Source organism: Enterovirga rhinocerotis (assembly GCF_004363955.1).
GTDB lineage: Bacteria > Pseudomonadota > Alphaproteobacteria > Rhizobiales > Beijerinckiaceae > Enterovirga > Enterovirga rhinocerotis.
The window spans coordinates 240,264-255,943 of the sequence record NZ_SNZR01000011.1; the positions used below are offsets into that span (position 1 = coordinate 240,264).

Annotated in this window: 15 protein-coding genes; 5 read left to right on the top strand and 10 right to left on the bottom strand. The window is 68.5% G+C overall.

Annotated elements, in window-relative coordinates; all coding sequences use genetic code 11:
* Positions 1–15 precede the first annotated feature (15 nt).
* A complete protein-coding gene (locus tag EV668_RS01725; RefSeq protein ID WP_133768128.1) occupies positions 16–1,794 on the bottom strand; it encodes an MFS transporter in 1,779 nt (592 codons plus the stop codon).
* Between the two features lie 221 nt (positions 1,795–2,015).
* Here EV668_RS01725 and EV668_RS01730 point away from each other — a divergent pair, with 221 nt between their 5' ends.
* Positions 2,016–2,681, top strand: a complete 666-nt coding sequence (locus tag EV668_RS01730) for a hypothetical protein (RefSeq protein WP_133768129.1) — start codon at positions 2,016–2,018, stop codon at positions 2,679–2,681.
* Here EV668_RS01730 and EV668_RS01735 read toward each other — a convergent pair.
* Positions 2,656–3,516, bottom strand: coding sequence for a TrmH family RNA methyltransferase (locus EV668_RS01735; protein ID WP_133768130.1), 861 nt, complete (start codon positions 3,514–3,516; stop codon positions 2,656–2,658). The genes EV668_RS01730 and EV668_RS01735 overlap by 26 nt on opposite strands.
* A gap of 136 nt (positions 3,517–3,652) precedes the next feature.
* On the opposite strand from EV668_RS01735, the gene ribB reads away from it, so the two are divergent.
* On the top strand, positions 3,653–4,735 hold the full coding sequence (ribB, locus tag EV668_RS01740) for a 3,4-dihydroxy-2-butanone-4-phosphate synthase (RefSeq protein WP_245512770.1): 1,083 nt from the start codon (positions 3,653–3,655) through the stop codon (positions 4,733–4,735).
* Positions 4,736–4,823: 88 nt separating this feature from the next.
* Here ribB and EV668_RS01745 read toward each other — a convergent pair whose 3' ends face one another.
* On the bottom strand, positions 4,824–5,012 hold the full coding sequence (locus tag EV668_RS01745) for a hypothetical protein (RefSeq protein ID WP_133768131.1): 189 nt from the start codon (positions 5,010–5,012) through the stop codon (positions 4,824–4,826).
* A gap of 120 nt (positions 5,013–5,132) precedes the next feature.
* Positions 5,133–5,324 (bottom strand): hypothetical protein, encoded by a 192-nt coding sequence (locus EV668_RS01750; protein WP_133768132.1) that lies wholly within the window; start codon positions 5,322–5,324, stop codon positions 5,133–5,135.
* Positions 5,325–5,693: 369 nt separating this feature from the next.
* On the opposite strand from EV668_RS01750, the gene EV668_RS01755 reads away from it, so the two are divergent.
* Complete coding sequence (locus EV668_RS01755; protein ID WP_133768133.1) at positions 5,694–6,707, top strand: Bug family tripartite tricarboxylate transporter substrate binding protein; 1,014 nt, start codon at positions 5,694–5,696, stop codon at positions 6,705–6,707.
* 18 nt (positions 6,708–6,725) lie between these two features.
* Here EV668_RS01755 and EV668_RS01760 read toward each other — a convergent pair whose 3' ends face one another.
* From EV668_RS01760 to EV668_RS01780, 5 genes are all read right to left on the bottom strand, one after another.
* Positions 6,726–7,508: a MetQ/NlpA family ABC transporter substrate-binding protein gene (locus EV668_RS01760; RefSeq protein ID WP_133768134.1), complete on the bottom strand. Its 783-nt coding sequence runs from the start codon at positions 7,506–7,508 to the stop codon at positions 6,726–6,728.
* 33 nt (positions 7,509–7,541) lie between these two features.
* Positions 7,542–8,297 carry a MetQ/NlpA family ABC transporter substrate-binding protein gene (locus tag EV668_RS01765; protein WP_133769932.1) on the bottom strand — a complete coding sequence of 252 codons (756 nt, stop codon included), beginning with the start codon at positions 8,295–8,297 and terminating at the stop codon, positions 7,542–7,544.
* 73 nt (positions 8,298–8,370) lie between these two features.
* Complete coding sequence (locus tag EV668_RS01770) at positions 8,371–9,036, bottom strand: methionine ABC transporter permease (RefSeq protein WP_133768135.1); 666 nt, start codon at positions 9,034–9,036, stop codon at positions 8,371–8,373.
* Positions 9,026–10,129 carry a methionine ABC transporter ATP-binding protein gene (locus EV668_RS01775; RefSeq protein WP_133768136.1) on the bottom strand — a complete coding sequence of 368 codons (1,104 nt, stop codon included), beginning with the start codon at positions 10,127–10,129 and terminating at the stop codon, positions 9,026–9,028. The genes EV668_RS01770 and EV668_RS01775 overlap by 11 nt, the downstream gene beginning before the upstream one ends.
* 363 nt (positions 10,130–10,492) lie before the next feature.
* A complete protein-coding gene (locus tag EV668_RS01780; RefSeq protein WP_133768137.1) occupies positions 10,493–11,875 on the bottom strand; it encodes an FAD/NAD(P)-binding protein in 1,383 nt (460 codons plus the stop codon).
* Positions 11,876–12,251: 376 nt separating this feature from the next.
* Between EV668_RS01780 and EV668_RS01785 the strand changes: the two genes are divergently transcribed.
* Positions 12,252–13,169, top strand: coding sequence for a sulfurtransferase (locus EV668_RS01785; RefSeq protein WP_208111508.1), 918 nt, complete (start codon positions 12,252–12,254; stop codon positions 13,167–13,169).
* Position 13,170: 1 nt separating this feature from the next.
* On the top strand, positions 13,171–14,394 hold the full coding sequence (locus tag EV668_RS01790; protein ID WP_133768139.1) for a YeeE/YedE family protein: 1,224 nt from the start codon (positions 13,171–13,173) through the stop codon (positions 14,392–14,394).
* 27 nt (positions 14,395–14,421) lie between these two features.
* Here EV668_RS01790 and EV668_RS01795 read toward each other — a convergent pair whose 3' ends face one another.
* A complete protein-coding gene (locus EV668_RS01795) occupies positions 14,422–15,624 on the bottom strand; it encodes an MFS transporter (protein ID WP_166652308.1) in 1,203 nt (400 codons plus the stop codon).
* Positions 15,625–15,680: the final 56 nt, after the last annotated feature.

Sequence of the window (15,680 nt, forward strand, 5' to 3'; positions counted from 1 at the left end):
GTGGAGGATCGGGCCTTATTTCTCGCCCTGGTAGGCGAAGATGTCGCGATCCTTGGTCTCCTTCACGAAGAGAAGGCCGATCACGAAGGTCATCAGTGCGAAGCAGACCGGGTACCAGAGGCCGTAATAGATGTCCCCGGTCGCCGCGACCATCGCGAAGGAGGTCGGTGGCAGAAGACCGCCGAACCAGCCGTTGCCGATGTGGTAGGGCAGCGACATCGCCGTGTAGCGGATCCGGGTCGGGAAGGACTCGACCAGTGCCGCCGCGATCGGCCCGTAGACCGCCGTCACGTAGAGGACGAGGATCAGAAGGATGCCGATGGCCTTCAGCGCGGTCGGGTTGACGATCGCGTCGAAGAACCCGTTGACCCTCAGGATCGTCGGATCGTTCGCGGCCGGATAGCCGACCTTCGTCGCCGCCGCGTTGAACCCCGCGATGTTGGCGTTGATCGCGTTCACCGCGGGCCGGGAGGGCACTGCGGGCGAGGTCCCCGCAGCCGGCACCGCCGGCTGGACGGGACTCGCCCCCAGGATCGGTGCCTCCGTGCCGTTGAACGTGACCTTCGGCGCAGTCCCTGCCGGTGCCGCCACGAACTCGTACTTGATCGCGGCGCGGGCGAGCGCGACGCGGGCGATGTCGCAGGGCTGCGTGAAGTTCCGGATCCCGACCGGATCGAAGACCGAGCCGCAGAAGGCCGGATCGGACGTCACCTGGACCTTCGCCGTCGCGAGGGCGTGTTCCAGCTTCGGGCTCACCACCGAGGTCAGCATCTTGAACAGCGGGAAGAAGGTGATGGCGGCGATGAGGCAGCCTCCGAGGATGATCGGCTTGCGGCCGATCTTGTCGGACAGGGCCCCGAAGAAGATGAAGCCGCCGGTTCCGAGGATGAGAGACCAGGCGATCAGCACGTTCGCCGTCAGCAGGTCCACCTTCAGGATGTTCTGGAGGAAGAACAGTGCGTAGAACTGTCCCGTGTACCAGACCACCGCCTGGCCCACGACCAGGCCGAGGAGGGCGATGATGACGATCTTGGCGTTCTTCCACTGGCCGAAGGCTTCGGAGAGCGGCGCCTTCGACTGGGTCCCTTCCTCCTTCATCTTCTGGAACGCCGGCGATTCGTTCATCTGAAGCCGGATCCAGACGGAGATCGCGAGCAGCACGATCGACAGCAGGAAGGGGATGCGCCAGCCGGCGATCCAGTAACCCTCGCCACGCTGGAAGCCCGCCTCGCCCATCCACATGCGCAGCGCGAGGATGACCAGCAGGGACAGCAGCAGACCAACCGTCGCCGTGGTCTGGATCCAGCTCGTGTAGAAGCCGCGACGGCCCTGCGGCGCGTGTTCCGCCACGTAGACGGCCGCGCCGCCGTACTCGCCGCCGAGCGCGAGACCCTGGGCCATGCGCAGGACGATCAGGATGACCGGAGCGATCCAGCCGATCTGGTCGTAGGAGGGCAGCAGGCCGACGATGAAGGTCGACGTGCCCATGATCACGATCGTGACGAGGAAGGTATATTTGCGTCCGACGAGATCGCCCAGGCGTCCGAATACGAGAGCGCCGAAGGGGCGGACGAGGAAGCCCGCCGCGAAGGCCAGAAGTGCGAAGACGTTCCGTGTCGTGACGTCGAAGGCGGAAAAGAATTGCGAGCCGATGATCACGGCAAGCGAGCCGTACAGATAGAAATCATACCATTCGAAGACCGTGCCGAGAGACGAGGCCAGAATGACCTTCCTCTCCTCCTTGGTCATCGGTCGTGATGCCGCTGCCGTCGTCGGCGTGGCTGTTACAGCCATGGTGTCGTCTCCCCCTTGAGGGTCGATCGTCGCCGGTCGCCCACGACGGCGCGGTCTACCCGAGTTCCCGTCGTGGAATAGGCCGTCCCCGAAAACGCGTCGACGGGGGCACTACTTGCCAATTCGTCGTGCAACCTATGTCTAACGGGTGCTTTCTTGTGACAGCCCCGGGGGGCTATGCTACGGTTTCGGCCAGGAGGCCGGAGTAAGGGAGCGTCGCGATGCGAGCTTTGTCGGGCCTGATCCTAGGTGGTTTCGCGGCGTTGGCGCTCCTCTCGGGGGCGTCGGAGGCCGTCGCGCGTGGCGCAGGCGTCGCGGCCGGCGGTCATGCCGGCGGCGGTCGTGGCGGGGTGGCGTCCCGAGGCGGAGCGGGCTTCCAGGGACACGGCGCGGGCCATGCCGGCCGGGTCCGTCTCGGCCATGGCCATAGCCACGGGCATGTCGGCGCGTGGGGGCGTCATCACCACCATCATCATCGTCGCTGGGGCGACCACGGCCGGCACGGGGGCTGGTCGGGCGGTCATCATGGTCGCTTCGACCGGTTCGACCGCCGTGGGGGAAGCTATGGCGCCTACGGGAGCTATGGCGGCGCACCGGCCTACAGCCCGAGCGGCTATCCGGGCGGAGGCTACCAGGACGGTCCGGTCGTCCAGCCACCGGTCGGCATCCCGCCGTCGCCCGTCGCTCCGCCCGCGCTCTACGTGATCGACGGAAAGGGTGTGAAGCGCGGCCCCTCTGCCTCGCGGCCGGCCGCCGCGCGGCGCGGCACGCCGCACAGGAGCGGAGCGCGGTCGGCGGGTCCCCTCGTCGCCGATTCGCGCGACGGCGGTGCGAGCGGCGTCGTCGTCCACAGGGTCGTGGTCAGAGGGAGCCGGCAGGCTCCGTGACCGGGGCCGAGAGGGCGTAGAGCGCGATCGCGGCCGCGTTCGATACGTTGAGGCTCTTGATGGCTCCCGGCATGTCGAGCCGGGCCACCACGTCGCAGACCGAGCGCGTCCGCTGGCGGAGGCCCCGTCCCTCGGCGCCGAGGACGATCACGGTCGGCCGCGACGCGCCGAGGTCCTGAAGCCTCGCGTCGCCCTCCGAATCGAGGCCGATCCGGCGGAAGCCCCGGCGGCCGAGCTCCTCCAGCGCGTCCGACAGGTTGCGCACGACGAGTTGCGGCACGTGTTCGAGGCCGCCCGAGGCGGCCTTGGCCAGCACGCCCGTCGCGTTCGGGCTGTGGCGCGCCGTCACCAGCAGCGCGTCCACCCCGAAGGCCGCCGCGGTGCGCGTGATGGCACCCACATTGTGCGGATCGGTGATCTGGTCGAGCGCGAGCACGAGTGCGTCGGGGCCGAGATCGGCGAGTGTCAGGGGCTCGAGCGGGTCGGCCTCGAGATAGACGCCCTGATGGACGGCATCCGGCTCGACGAGGCGGCTGATCTCGTCCGGGCGGACGAGTTCGGCCCGGCTTTCCACCTCCTGCGCGATATCCGGCCGCTCCTCCTTCAGGCGGCCGAGGGCGTTCTCCGTCAGCAGCAGGCGGCGGATGCGGCGCTTCGGGTTGCCGAGAGCCTCGATGACGGGATGGAAGCCGTAGAGCAGCGCGGCATCGTCGGGCCGGGCGGCGAGGTCGCGGCGGGGCGGGCGAGGCCCGCCGGCCCGTGACGGCGGGTGCCAGCTCTTGCGGCCATGCGGCGCGCGCGCCCGGGGCGGCTTCGGGGGAGGTTTCGCGGTCATGATGCCGTCTTCCGCGAGGCGCGCGGGTCTGTCCAGTGCGCGGGCGCTCTGGTGTCCGGGCCGCGGCTTCGGTACTGGCTCGGGCAACCAGGGCCGCCGGCCCCAAGAGAAGCCGGCCCCCGAGAGGAGCATCACCGTGACTGCCGCCGTTCCCGACATCATCGACGCCTTCTCCCGGGGCGAGGTCGTCATCGTCACCGACGACGACGACCGCGAGAACGAAGGCGACCTCGTCGTCGCCGCCTCCCTCTGCACGCCGGAGAAGATGGCCTTCATCATCCGCAACACCTGCGGCATCGTCTGCGCGCCGCTGACGGCGGAGGAGGCACGGCGCCTGCGGCTCGATCCGATGGTCGCGGCGAACGACGCGCCCCTCGGCACGGCCTTCACGATCACGGTGGACGTCAAGCATGGCCTGACGACCGGCATCTCCGCCGAGCAGCGCACGAACACCGTCCGCGCCCTCGCCAACCACAATATGGGCCCGGCCGATTTCGTGCGGCCCGGCCACGTCTTCCCGCTCATCGCGCGGGACGGGGGCGTCCTGATGCGCTCCGGCCATACCGAGGCGGCGGTCGATCTCTGCCGGCTCGCGGGGCTGCCGCCGGTCGGGGTGATCTGCGAACTCGCCAATGACGACGGCACGGTGATGAAGGGCGAACAGATCACCGCCTTCGCCGCGAAGCACGGCCTGAAGCAGGTCTCGGTCGCGGATCTGATCGCCTATCGCCAGTCGCGCGAGAAACTGGTCGAGCGGCTCGCGACCTTCCCGGTCAAGACCGAGTTCGGCACGCTGACGGGCTATTCCTACTCGACGCCCTTCGACGAGGTTCAGCACTTCGCCTTCGTCTATGGCCGGGTCGGCGACGGGCGCGACATCCTCGCCCGCATGCATCGCGCCAATGTCATGACGGACGTACTCGGCGGGGGCGAGACCATCCATGCCGCCCTGCGCCGCTTCCAGGAAGAGGGCAGGGGCGTCCTCGTCTATCTGCGCGAGGGCACGGCCGGCGTGCCGGTCACGCAATATCCCGATCTCGACGCGCAGCCGGAGGGTTCGGAGCAGGACCGGACGCGGCAATGGCGCGAGGTCGGGGTCGGCGCCCAGATCCTGCGCGATCTCGGCGTGACCTCCATCCGCAACCTCGGCAGCGTCTCGCGCTCCTTCGTCGGCATTGCCGGGTTCGGGATCGAGCTCGCCGGGCAGGAGCCCATCTGACCGAACGGCCCGGGCGCTCCTCCATCGTCCTGACGACGATGGGGTGCGCCGGGTCGAGGCGCCGAACGAGGGTTCGTCCGGCTCGCTCTCAATGCGTCAGAGGCGATGACGCTCCGTGTGGCCGGCGTGGGCTTTCGATATAGCCGGCGCGTTTGGCGGCCTGGACCCGCCGGTTCGCCCGCAGGAGATCCTTCAAGACTTCGACCTGCTCGTCCTTGTTGAGGAGAGTGCCGTCCTCGATCCGCTGGAGGAGCGACTTGATGGTGTCATTCTTCACGTGGTCTCTCCTCGGAGCGGCTAGGAGAGCCCTTATCTTGCTGCGCTGCGACATGAAGACGACATATCGGCGCGCGTCCCATCTGGTCCCCCGCTGACGATCGAGTGACCCCTGACGCTCCTAGAGCGGCGTGAACTGATCGTGGATCGCCTGACGAGGGGGCTCGTCATCTGTGTAACCAGCCTGTCTGCTGGCTTCGATCCGTTGATTGGCTCTGAGAAGGTCCCGAAGAACGAGGAGCTGCTCCTCTTTCGTCAGTGGTTCTCCCTGTTCGATGCGGGCGAGAAGAGACTTGATGTCGTCGTTCTTCAATTCGGGGCCTCTCATCTTTTGCAGTGCGGCAGAGCTGTCCGGCTGTTCTCGCCTCATCGGTCTACGATTGAAGGGAAGATGAGTCTATTGGAATCAATCTCAATCAAATCCAGTGATTCCGGCGAAATCTGCGGCTCCCAGCCGCCCCCGGATCGAACCGAGGCCGATGCAGGCCGGATCCCGGCTCGCTCGCGCAGGTCGTCCATCACCGGTTGATTTGTCCGTACAAGACCGGCGTCAGCCGACTCCCACGTGGAGGTCTTGCCGCAGAACGATGCGACCCGTTACGATCCGACCTGCCGGCAGGCTCGACCCTGACCGGATGAGTGCGGCGGGCCATCGGCCCACGCCTTCGGGAGGGAGCGGATCATGACGAAGGGGGTATGGGCGGCCGAAGCCGTCCCGACGAGGCGGAGCGTGCTCGGGGTCGGAGCGGCCCTTGCCGCCGGGGTTCTCGTTCCGGCCGCTCGCGCACAGGACGCCTATCCCAACCGGCCCGTGACCATCATGGTCGGCTTCCCGCCGGGAACGGCGACCGACACCGTGGCGAGGCTCCTTGCGGAGCAGTTCAGTCAGACCATCCGAGGCTCGCGCTTCATCGTCGAGAACCGGGGTGGTCAGGGCGGGAGCATCGGGGCGGCCGCGGTCGCGAGGTCGGCCCCGGACGGCTACACGATCACGGTCGGAGCCTCGGCGCCGCAGGCCATCAATCCTCACATCTATCCGACCCTCAGCTACGACCCGCGCAAGGATTTCCAGCCGATCGGGCGGATCGTCGACCTGCCCTACGCGCTCGTGGTCAACAAGGACCTGCCCTACAGGTCGATGAAGGACCTGATGGATGCGGCCAAGGCGAAGCCCGGCGAGGTCACCTTCGCGAGCACCGGCAACGGCACCACGTCGCATCTCCTGATGTCGGTGCTCGCCCACGCCACCGGCGCGCGCCTCAATCACGTGCCGTTCCGGGGCACCGCGCAATCGGTGACGGATATCATCGCCGGGCGCATCAATGCGACCATCGACACGGTTGCGGGCACGATCCCGTTCATTCGCGACGGGCAGGTGCGGGCGCTCGCGGTCACGTCGCAGCAGCGCTCCTCGCTGCTGCCGGACGTGCCGACGACGGCCGAGGCGGGCTACCCGGATCTGCGTGGCGGCGCCTGGCTGGCGATGTTCGCGCCCGCGGGCATCCCGAAGCCGGTGCTGGACCGCCTGAGCACGTCGCTCCGCGAGGCGCTCGCGAACGAGAAGATCCGGGCGACGCTGCAGAATCTCGGCATGGAACTCGCCCCCAGCACGCCCGACGAGATGAGCGAGGTACTGCTCCGCGACTATGACCGCTGGGGCGAGATCGTCCGGCTCACGGGAGCGAAGGCGGATTGAGGCCTCGACGAGGCGCCCCTACCAGCTCGCGATCACGGATCCCTTGAACGTCTCCGTGATGAAGGCCTTCACCTCGGGCGAGCGGTAGGCGGCGACGAGCGCCTCGACCCACGGCTTGTCCTTGTCCGCCGTCCGCACGGCGAGAAGGTTGACGTAGGGGCCTTTCGGGTCCTCGCGCAGGATGGCGTCGGAGGGCTTCAGGCCGGCGGGTGTCGCGTAGTTGGTGTTGATCGCCGCCGCGTCGACATCCGGGAGCGAGCGCGGCGTCTGCGCGGCGTCGACCTCGATGAACTTCAGGCGCCGGGGATTCTCGATGATGTCGGCCACGGTCGGCTTGAAGCCGACATTCGGCTTCAGCTTGATCACGCCCTTGTCCTGAAGAAGCAGAAGCGAGCGTCCGCCATTGGTCGGATCGTTCTGGATCGCGATGGTGCCGCCGGCCGGGATGTCGTCGAAGCTCTTGTGCTTCCGCGAATAGATCCCGAGCGGGAAGTTCACGGTGAGGGCGACGGACTCGATCTTGTAGCCGCGATCCTTTCTCTGGTTGTCGAGATAGGGCTGGTTCTGGAAGGAGTTCGCCTCGATCTCGCCGGCCGAGAGGGCCTCGTTCGGCACGACGTAGTCGGAGAACTCGATGATCCTGACGTCGAGGCCTCTCTTGGCCGCGACGGGTTTGACGGCTTCGAGGATCTGGGCGTGCGGGCCGGGCGTCACGCCGATGCGGAGGACCTGCGGTGCTTGCGCCGCCGCAGGCAGCGCGAGGGATGCCAGAAGGCCGGCCGTGAGGATCAGGTTGCGCATGGCGGGTCTCGTCTTTTTGGGGGGAGGGGGGGCTCACCAGGTCGGGACGTAGGCGCCCTTGAAGCGGTCGAGGACGAATTGGCGGACCGGCTCCGAGCGGTAGGATTCGGCCAGCAGCTTGACCCAGGGCTTGTCCTTGTCCGCGATGCGGGTCGCGATGATGTTCACCCAGGGACCCTCGACCGGCTCCCTGATCAGCGGGTCCGTGACGGGCGAGAGGCCGGCCTGGATCGCGTAGTTGTTGTTGATCGAGGCGGCGTCGACGTCGTCGAGCGCGCGGGCGAGCTGGGCGGCATCGAGTTCGACGAAGCGGAACCGTTTCGGATTCTCGGCGATGTCGGCGAGGGTCGAAGCCGTGTTGCTCGGGTCCTTCAGCTTGATGACGCCGTTGGCGTCGAGGATCTGAAGCGAGCGGGCGCCGTTCGACGGGTCGTTCTGGATGGCGATGGTCGCGCCGGCCGGCAGATCCGCGATCCGCTTGTACTTCTTGGAATAGATGCCCTGCGGCGAAGCCGTGGTGGTGGCGACCTTCACGAGCTTCCAGCCGGTCTTCGCGATCTGGTTCTTGAGATAGGGCTCGTGCTGGAAGGAATTCGCGTCGAGATCGCCCGCGGCCAGGGCCTGGTTCGGGACGACGTAGTCGGTGAATTCGATCACCGTGATGTCGAGCCCGCGCTCGGCGGCGACCTTCTTCACGGCCGCGAGGACCTCGGCATGGGGGCCAGCCGTGACGCCGACCTTGATCGACTGCTTCTGGGCGAGGGCGCGAGACGAGATCGAGGCGGCCATCGCCGCGCCGAGGACGGCGCGCCGGGAGAGACGAGGCATGGGAGGCTCCTTTCAGAGCAACGAGGGGGAGGGTTCAGGCCTGCCGCAGGCGCTTATTCAGGCGGCGGGAGAGCCAGTCCCCGGTGCTCTGGACGAGCTGGACGAGGACGATGAGCACGACGACCACGACGGCCATCACGTCGGGCATGAAGCGCTGGTAGCCGTAGCGGATGCCGAGATCGCCGAGCCCGCCGCCGCCGACGGCGCCGACCATGGCCGAGTAGCCGAGGAGGCTGACGACCGCGAGGGTGAGGGACAGGACGATCGCGGGCAGCGCCTCGGGGATCAGGACCTTGCGCACGATCTGCAGCGGCGTCGCGCCCATCGCGCGCGCGGCCTCGACGAGGCCCTGATCGACCTCGCGGATCGCGCCTTCGATCAGCCGCGCGATGAAGGGTGCCGCGGCGATGGTGAGCGGCACGATCGCCGCCTTCGTCCCGATCGAGGTGCCGACGAGCAGCCGCGTGAACGGAATGATCGCGACGACGAGGATGATGAAGGGCGTGGAGCGGGCCGCGTTCACGACGAAGCCGACCGTCTTGTTCACCCAGGGGGCCGCGAACAGCTCGCCCTTGCCGCTGGTCGCCAGGAACACGCCGAGCGGCAGGCCGAGAAGCGTCGCGATGGAGGCGGCCACCGCCACCATCCAGAGCGTGTCGAGCGTCGCCTCGGCGATGAGGCGGATGATTTCAGGAGACATGGCCGATCACCTCCGCATCGAGGTCGCGTGACGTGAGGAAGGACAGGACGCGCTCGATCGTCGGCGCATCAGCCTTGAGGCCGACGACGAGCGTGCCGAAGGGGCGCCCGGCGATCTCGTCGACGGATCCCGACAGGATGTTCACGTCGAGGCCGAAATCGCGGGTGAGCTGGGAGACCACCGGATCGGTGGCATGGCGGCCGCGGAAGAGGATGCGGATCGCCGTCTCGGAGCCGGGGCTCGCATCCGGCCGGAGCCGTTCGCGCAGAAAGGGCGGCAGGGCATGGCCGGTCTCGGACGAGAGGAACGAGCGCGTGGTCGGATGCCGGGGCCGCGTGAAGACGTCGAAGACCTCCCCGTGCTCGACGACGCGTCCGCCGTCGAGGACCGCCACCTCCTTCGCCACCGCCCGGATGACCGACATCTCGTGGGTGATGAGGAGGATGGTCAGCCCGAGCTCCTTGTTGATCGACGACAGGAGGTCGAGGATTGAGCGCGTCGTCTCGGGATCGAGCGCGGAGGTCGCCTCGTCCGACAGGAGGACCTTGGGCTGCGTCGCGAGAGCGCGTGCGATGCCGACACGCTGCTTCTGGCCGCCGGACAACTCGGCGGGATAGCGGTTCCGCTTGTCCGCGAGGCCGACCAGTTCGAGGAGCGGCCCGACGCGGGACTGGATGGTGGCCTGCGGGACCCCGCCGATCTCCAGTGGCAGCGCGACGTTGTCGTAGGCGGTACGCGAGGACAGCAGGTTGAAATGCTGGAAGATCATGCCGACGCGCCGACGCACGTCCCGCAATCCCGCTTCGTCGAGGGCGGACACCTCCGTCCCGTCGACGACGACGCGGCCGCCCGTCGGTTTCTCGAGGCCGTTGACCAGCCTGATCAGCGTCGACTTGCCGGCGCCGCTGCGCCCGATCACGCCGAGGATGGAGCCTGCCGGCACCGCCAGATCGAGATCGGCGAGCGCGGGGACCGCGGCCCCTCCGCCGCGAGCCGGAAAGGTCTTCGACACGGCCTCGAAACGGATCGCCGCATCGGAGGCTTGGACCGGAACGGCTTCCGAGAACTGTTGCGCTGTGTAGGGTTTACTCATCGCGGCGGTCGGGTGTCCGAAGGTTGCTTGGATGATCGATGACATACGATGCCATCGATCATGCTGCGTTGCAACGGATCGTTCGATTAAAAGAACGACGCGATGGGGCGGATCGTTCTTTTTTTGAGTTGCCAGTGGGGATGTTTTTCCTTCCTGGCGTCGATTGCATTGAATCGGCAGGGTCGGACGCAGCGTTTCGTTCGGTATGGAGAACGAGCTGTAGAGGCGGTCCGGCGGGGACGGAAAGACTACCGCCTGGACGTTATTCAGCCGCCACAGCAGATGCGGCTATGGCGGGAGCATGAGGCGCGTCGCCGCTCGGCTCGCCCTTGGCCCTGGCGCGGCCGGCGGCCTTCCGGTCGCCTAGGAGGGCGACGCCAGGCGGGCGCCGATGCTGTCGGCGACCCGTTCCGCATCGCGGCGGATATCGGGGACGGCGGAGCATTCCCACAGAGAGCCCCTGACGATCGGGCCGACGGCCCAAAGCGCTTCGCTCGGTGCCCCGTTCCGGCCGATCGCCTGAAACGCGCCGTCCGCCTCGATGCCGAGACCATGCGGATCGGACCGGATCAGTCCGGCTTCCTCGAGGGATGTGAGCAGCGGATCTCCGCACGAGGCGGCCGGCGGCGAGCCGGTGGCGAGGATCACCCGCTGAGCGGCGAGCCGCTCGGTCCTGCCGGTCCCGCGCGGCTGCCAGTCGATCGCGACGCCATCCTCCAGCACGTCCATCGCGGCGATCCGGCCGGCGGCGGCGGTCAGATAGCCCTCCGCGACGAGTTGCCGGAACCGGCTGTCGACAGGAGGCGCCATCCTGTGGCGGTGGACGTCCCACCAGGGCCGCAGATGCCGCAGGAAGCGCGCCTGCTCCGACACCGACAGCCGCTGCCAGGCCGCCGAGGTCACGGGCCGCATCGCATCGATGACGCTCTGCCATGGCGCGCCTGCCTCGGCCGCCGCGCGAACGTCCCGTCTCATCGCGTGCAGCATCCGGCTCAGCGGGGCTTCCGCCAGCGGATCGAACTGGGCGAGCTTCCACGGGCCTGCCGGCACGTGGGCGCCGGGCACCAGCCCGCGGCGGGAGATCGCAAGAACCGGCCCGGGGAAGCCCGATGCCGACAGGCTGAGCGCGATGTCGACCATCGTCAGGCCGGTGCCGACGATCACGACCGGCCGCCCCGGCTCGAGCCCCTCCGTGAAGCGAGCCGACCAGGGGTCGCGGACCAGACGCGACGGCGTCTCGTCGGCGCGCTCGGCGAGGTTGCCGAGCGCCAGAACCGCTCCTGCGATCTCATGGGTCCGCCCGCACGCCAGATGGAGGATGTAGCCGCCCGCCGGCCGCTTCTCGAGCCGCACGACCTCGTCCGGGACGATCCGGAAGCGGGCCGCGCCGTCTCGCGTCGAGAGCGGCTCCTGGACGAGGCTCGTCAGATAACGCCCGTAGAGCACGCGGGACACAAAGGTGCCGACGGGCGTGCGATGAACATGGCGTGGCGGGATGTCCCCGAGACCTTCCAGCCAGGCGGCGAAATGGTTTGGCTCGGCGGAGAACGCGCTCATGTTCTCGGCCCGCACATTGAGGAGATGGACCGGATCGTCCGTCGAATAGGCGGCGCCGCGCGCGAAGGTCGGGCCTCGCTCGCAGAGGAGGATGCGGCGCCCTCCGACGCGGTCCAGCAGGTGGCGGGCCGTCATCGTGCCGGAGAAGCCGGCCCCGATCACGGCGATCGGCCTCATGTCGTCGTTCATCCGGCCTCTCGGTTGACGGGGCCGGAGCGCCCCCCTGCCTCGCGCATTGTCGCCAGCGGGACGGCACTTCGCAACATCCGGATGGAGGAGCGTGTCACCGCAGGGGGCGACAGACGGAAGGTGGTGAAAACATCTACGCCGGTGCGATGCCGAGACAAAATCGCCTATCCATGCAACTGTAATAGATATTCTGAACTACTTGATCGCCCGCTTTTCATCGAGACAAGATAAAGATGGAAAATGGGGTAGAGAGATCATGGAAAGTCTTGGTCGGGGTTCGGGTGGTTCTGTGGTTGCCGTGCGGCCGGCCAAACGCGAAGCGTCGCCGCGCCGCCGGCTCGCGGCCATGGCGGCTCTCACCGTCTCGTTCCTCGTCATGGGCTCGATCGTCGCCGTCCAGCCCGTTTCGGCTCAGGCTCCGGCGCCCGCCGCAGCCCCGGCGGCCGCCGGGGCGCTCGTGACCACGGACTGGCTCGAGAAGAACCTCGAATCCCCGAAGCTGCGGATCGTCGAGGTCTCGGTCGAGCCCGGCCTGTTCGAGCGGGGCCACATCCCCGGTGCCCAGAACGTCGTCTGGCACACGGATCTCGTCGAGACGGTCGATCGCGACATCGCGCGGCCCGAGAAGTTCCAGGCGCTCGCGCGCCGGCTCGGCATCGACAAGGACACGACGGTGGTCCTCTACGGCGACAACAACAACTGGTTCGCCGCCTGGGGCGCCTGGGTCTTCGCGCAATACGGCCTCATCGACAACGTCAAGTTGCTCGATGGCGGCCGCAAGAAGTGGGAGGCCGAGAAGCGCCCGCTCGACACGCGCACCGCCGAGGTGAAGCCCTCGCAATTCGTCGCGCAGGGCACGACCGCCCTTCGCGCCCGGCTTGCCGATGTCGTCGCCGTGGCCAAGGGCGAGCGCAAGGCGAAGATCCTCGACATCCGCTCGCCGGACGAATTCTCGGGCAAGATCATCGCCCCGGCCGGCTTCCAGGAACTCGCCATCCGCGCCGGCCACATCCCGACCTCGGTCAATGTGCCGTGGGGGCGGGCGGTGAATGCCGACGGGACCTTCAAGCCCGTGGCCGATCTCAAGAAGATCTATGCCGATGTCGGCGTCGACGGCAGCCAGCCCATCATCACGACCTGCCGCATCGGCGAGCGCTCCAGCCACACCTGGTTCCTTTTGACCCGCCTCCTCGGCTACCAGGCCGCCAATTACGACGGCTCCTGGACCGAATACGGCAACACGGTCGGCGTGCCGATCGCGAACCTCTCGGGCTCGGTGTGGGGCGGCAAGTAAGGTGGCAGCATCGCTCGCGGAGCCGGACCTCGGGGCCGGCTCGTCGCAGTCACCGCTCCTCAGGGCCGCCATCGCGGCCCTGATCGCGTTCGGGCTCCTCGCCGGCGTGTGGGCGCTCTCCGCGGGGCCGGGCGGCTCGAAGCTCGCGCTGTCGCTCGCCTTCGGCGGGCTCTTCGGCTTCGCGTTGCAGCGCTCGCGGTTCTGCTTCGCCTGCCACTGGCGCGATCTCCTCGACAAGCGCGATCCGCGCGGCGTCCTCGCGATCATCCTCTCGCTCGCGGTTGGGATCGCGGGCACGACGGTCGTCATCGGGGCCTGGCTCCCGGACCCCTCCGGAACGCGGCTCCCGCCCGATGCGCATATCGGCCCCGTGAGCTGGGTCCTCGTCGCCGCGGGTCTCGCCTTCGGAGCGGGAATGGCGATCTCGGGATCCTGCATCAGCGCGCATCTCTACCGGCTCGGCGAAGGCTCACCGACCGCGCCCTTCGCCCTCCTCGGCACGGCGATCGGCTTCGCGGTCGGGTTCTGGAGCTGGAACCCGCTTTATCTCGCGACCCTCTCGGACGCCCCGGTCGTCTGGCTTCCCCGCCATCTCGGCTATGGCGGGGCGCTGCTGCTCGGTCTCGCCATCCTCGCCGGGCTCGCCCTTCTGCTGCTGGCGAGACGCCCGACGGACGTCGCTCGCCCGCCCGTTCCTGCGCCCGATCCGCTGAGGGCGGTGTTCGTCGAGCGCTGGCCGGCCTGGACGGGAGGCCTCGCCATCGGTGCGCTCGCGACGATGGCCTATCTGCGCATCGGGCCTCTCGGCGTGACGGCCGAGATCGGCTCGCGCACGCGGCAGGCGGCGGCCGCCCTGGAGCTTCTCCCGCAGCGTCTCGAGGGGCTCGACACCTTTCGCGGCTGCGCGACGGCCGTCCGGGATGCCCTGCTGACGCCGAACGGTCTGTTCGTGGCGGGCCTCGTCCTCGCCTCGCTCGCCGGAGCGCTCGCGGCCGGGCAGTTCCGCCCGGAACTCCCACGCGCCGGTCACGTCGTCCGCGGTATCGTCGGGGGCGTGCTGCTCGGCTGGGGGGCGATGGTCGGGCTCGGCTGCTCGATCGGCACCCTCCTGTCCGGCATCTCGGCCGGGGCCCTGTCCGGCTGGGTGTTCGCCGTGGCCATGTTCGCCGGCGCCTCCGTCACGACGGCGCTCGGGCGGCGCGCGCGGCTCCTGCCGGGGCCGTGACGGGACGACGGTCGTCCGGGCGCCGGATCAGCCCGCCGGCGCCGGCTCTCCGCGCCAGACCGCCCGCCAGACGGGGTAGGTCGCGATGATCGTGGCGGCGCCCAGGACACCGAAGGCGATGACGGCGCCCGGTGCGCCGATCGCTCGCGCCACGGCGCCGATGAGCAGCAGGCCCATGGGCGCGACGCCGATGCAGACCGACAGGAGCCCGAGGACGGAGCCGCGTAGCGGTGGCGGCGTCGCCGTCAGGACGAGCGTCGCCTGCATGACGCTGAAGCCGGCGGCGCCGATCCCCACGGCGACGAGGGCCGCCCCCGCGGATATCGGCTCGACCGTCATCGCGAACACGGCCATCAGGGCTGGATAGATCACCGCGCCCCCGACGAACATCGGCCCGAACCAGCGCTGCGGGGCCAAAGTTCCGATGAACAGGGCCCCCGCCAGAGTTCCGACGCCATCGGCGCTGCTGAGGATGCCGACCCATTCCGGCGACAGATGCAGCGCGCTCTCGCCGATCACCGGGATGAGGCTGATCGTCGGCCAGCAGAACAGGTTGAACAGGAAGGTGATCGCGAAGATGCCGCGCAACTGGTCGTTCGAGCAGGCTTCCCGCCAGCCGTCGGCGACCTGTCGGAGGATGTTCGCCGAGGCGCCGTCACGCGGTTCGTTCCGGTATGTCACGCGGAAGGCCGCGACGAGGCCCAGGAGGTAGATGAGCGCGCCGCAGAAAAAGACCCCCTCGATGCCCCATTGCACCAGGAGAAGGCCGCCGAGCGAGGGTCCGAGCACGCGGCTTGCGTTGTTGCTGCCGACATCCACGGCCATCGCGGCGCCGAGCCGCGCCCGTCCGACGACCTGGCTCATCAGGTTGCGGCGGACCGGATTGTCGCTGCACCAGGCGATCCCGTTGACGAAGCTGGCGGCGCCGAGATGCCAGATCTCGAGCCGCCCGGCGGCTGCCAGAAGGCCGATCCCGAGCGATGTCGCGAGCGAGATCAGCAGGATGAGCAGGAGGGCGGACCGGCGCTCGATCCGGTCCGACCAGGCGCCGAGGAACGCGCCGAACAGAGCCATCGGAAGAACGCGCCACATCATCATGATGGCGACGATCAGCTCCGATCCGGTCTGCTGATAGACGAAGACGCTGATCGCCAGCACCTCGATCCAACGGACCGTGAATGTCGCGAGGCCGGCGACCCAGAGTCTCACGAAATCGGGCTGACTGAACACCGAACCGGGCTCCGAGCGTGCCCTCGCAGCGCCACCCTCTCCCAAGGCCGACCTCC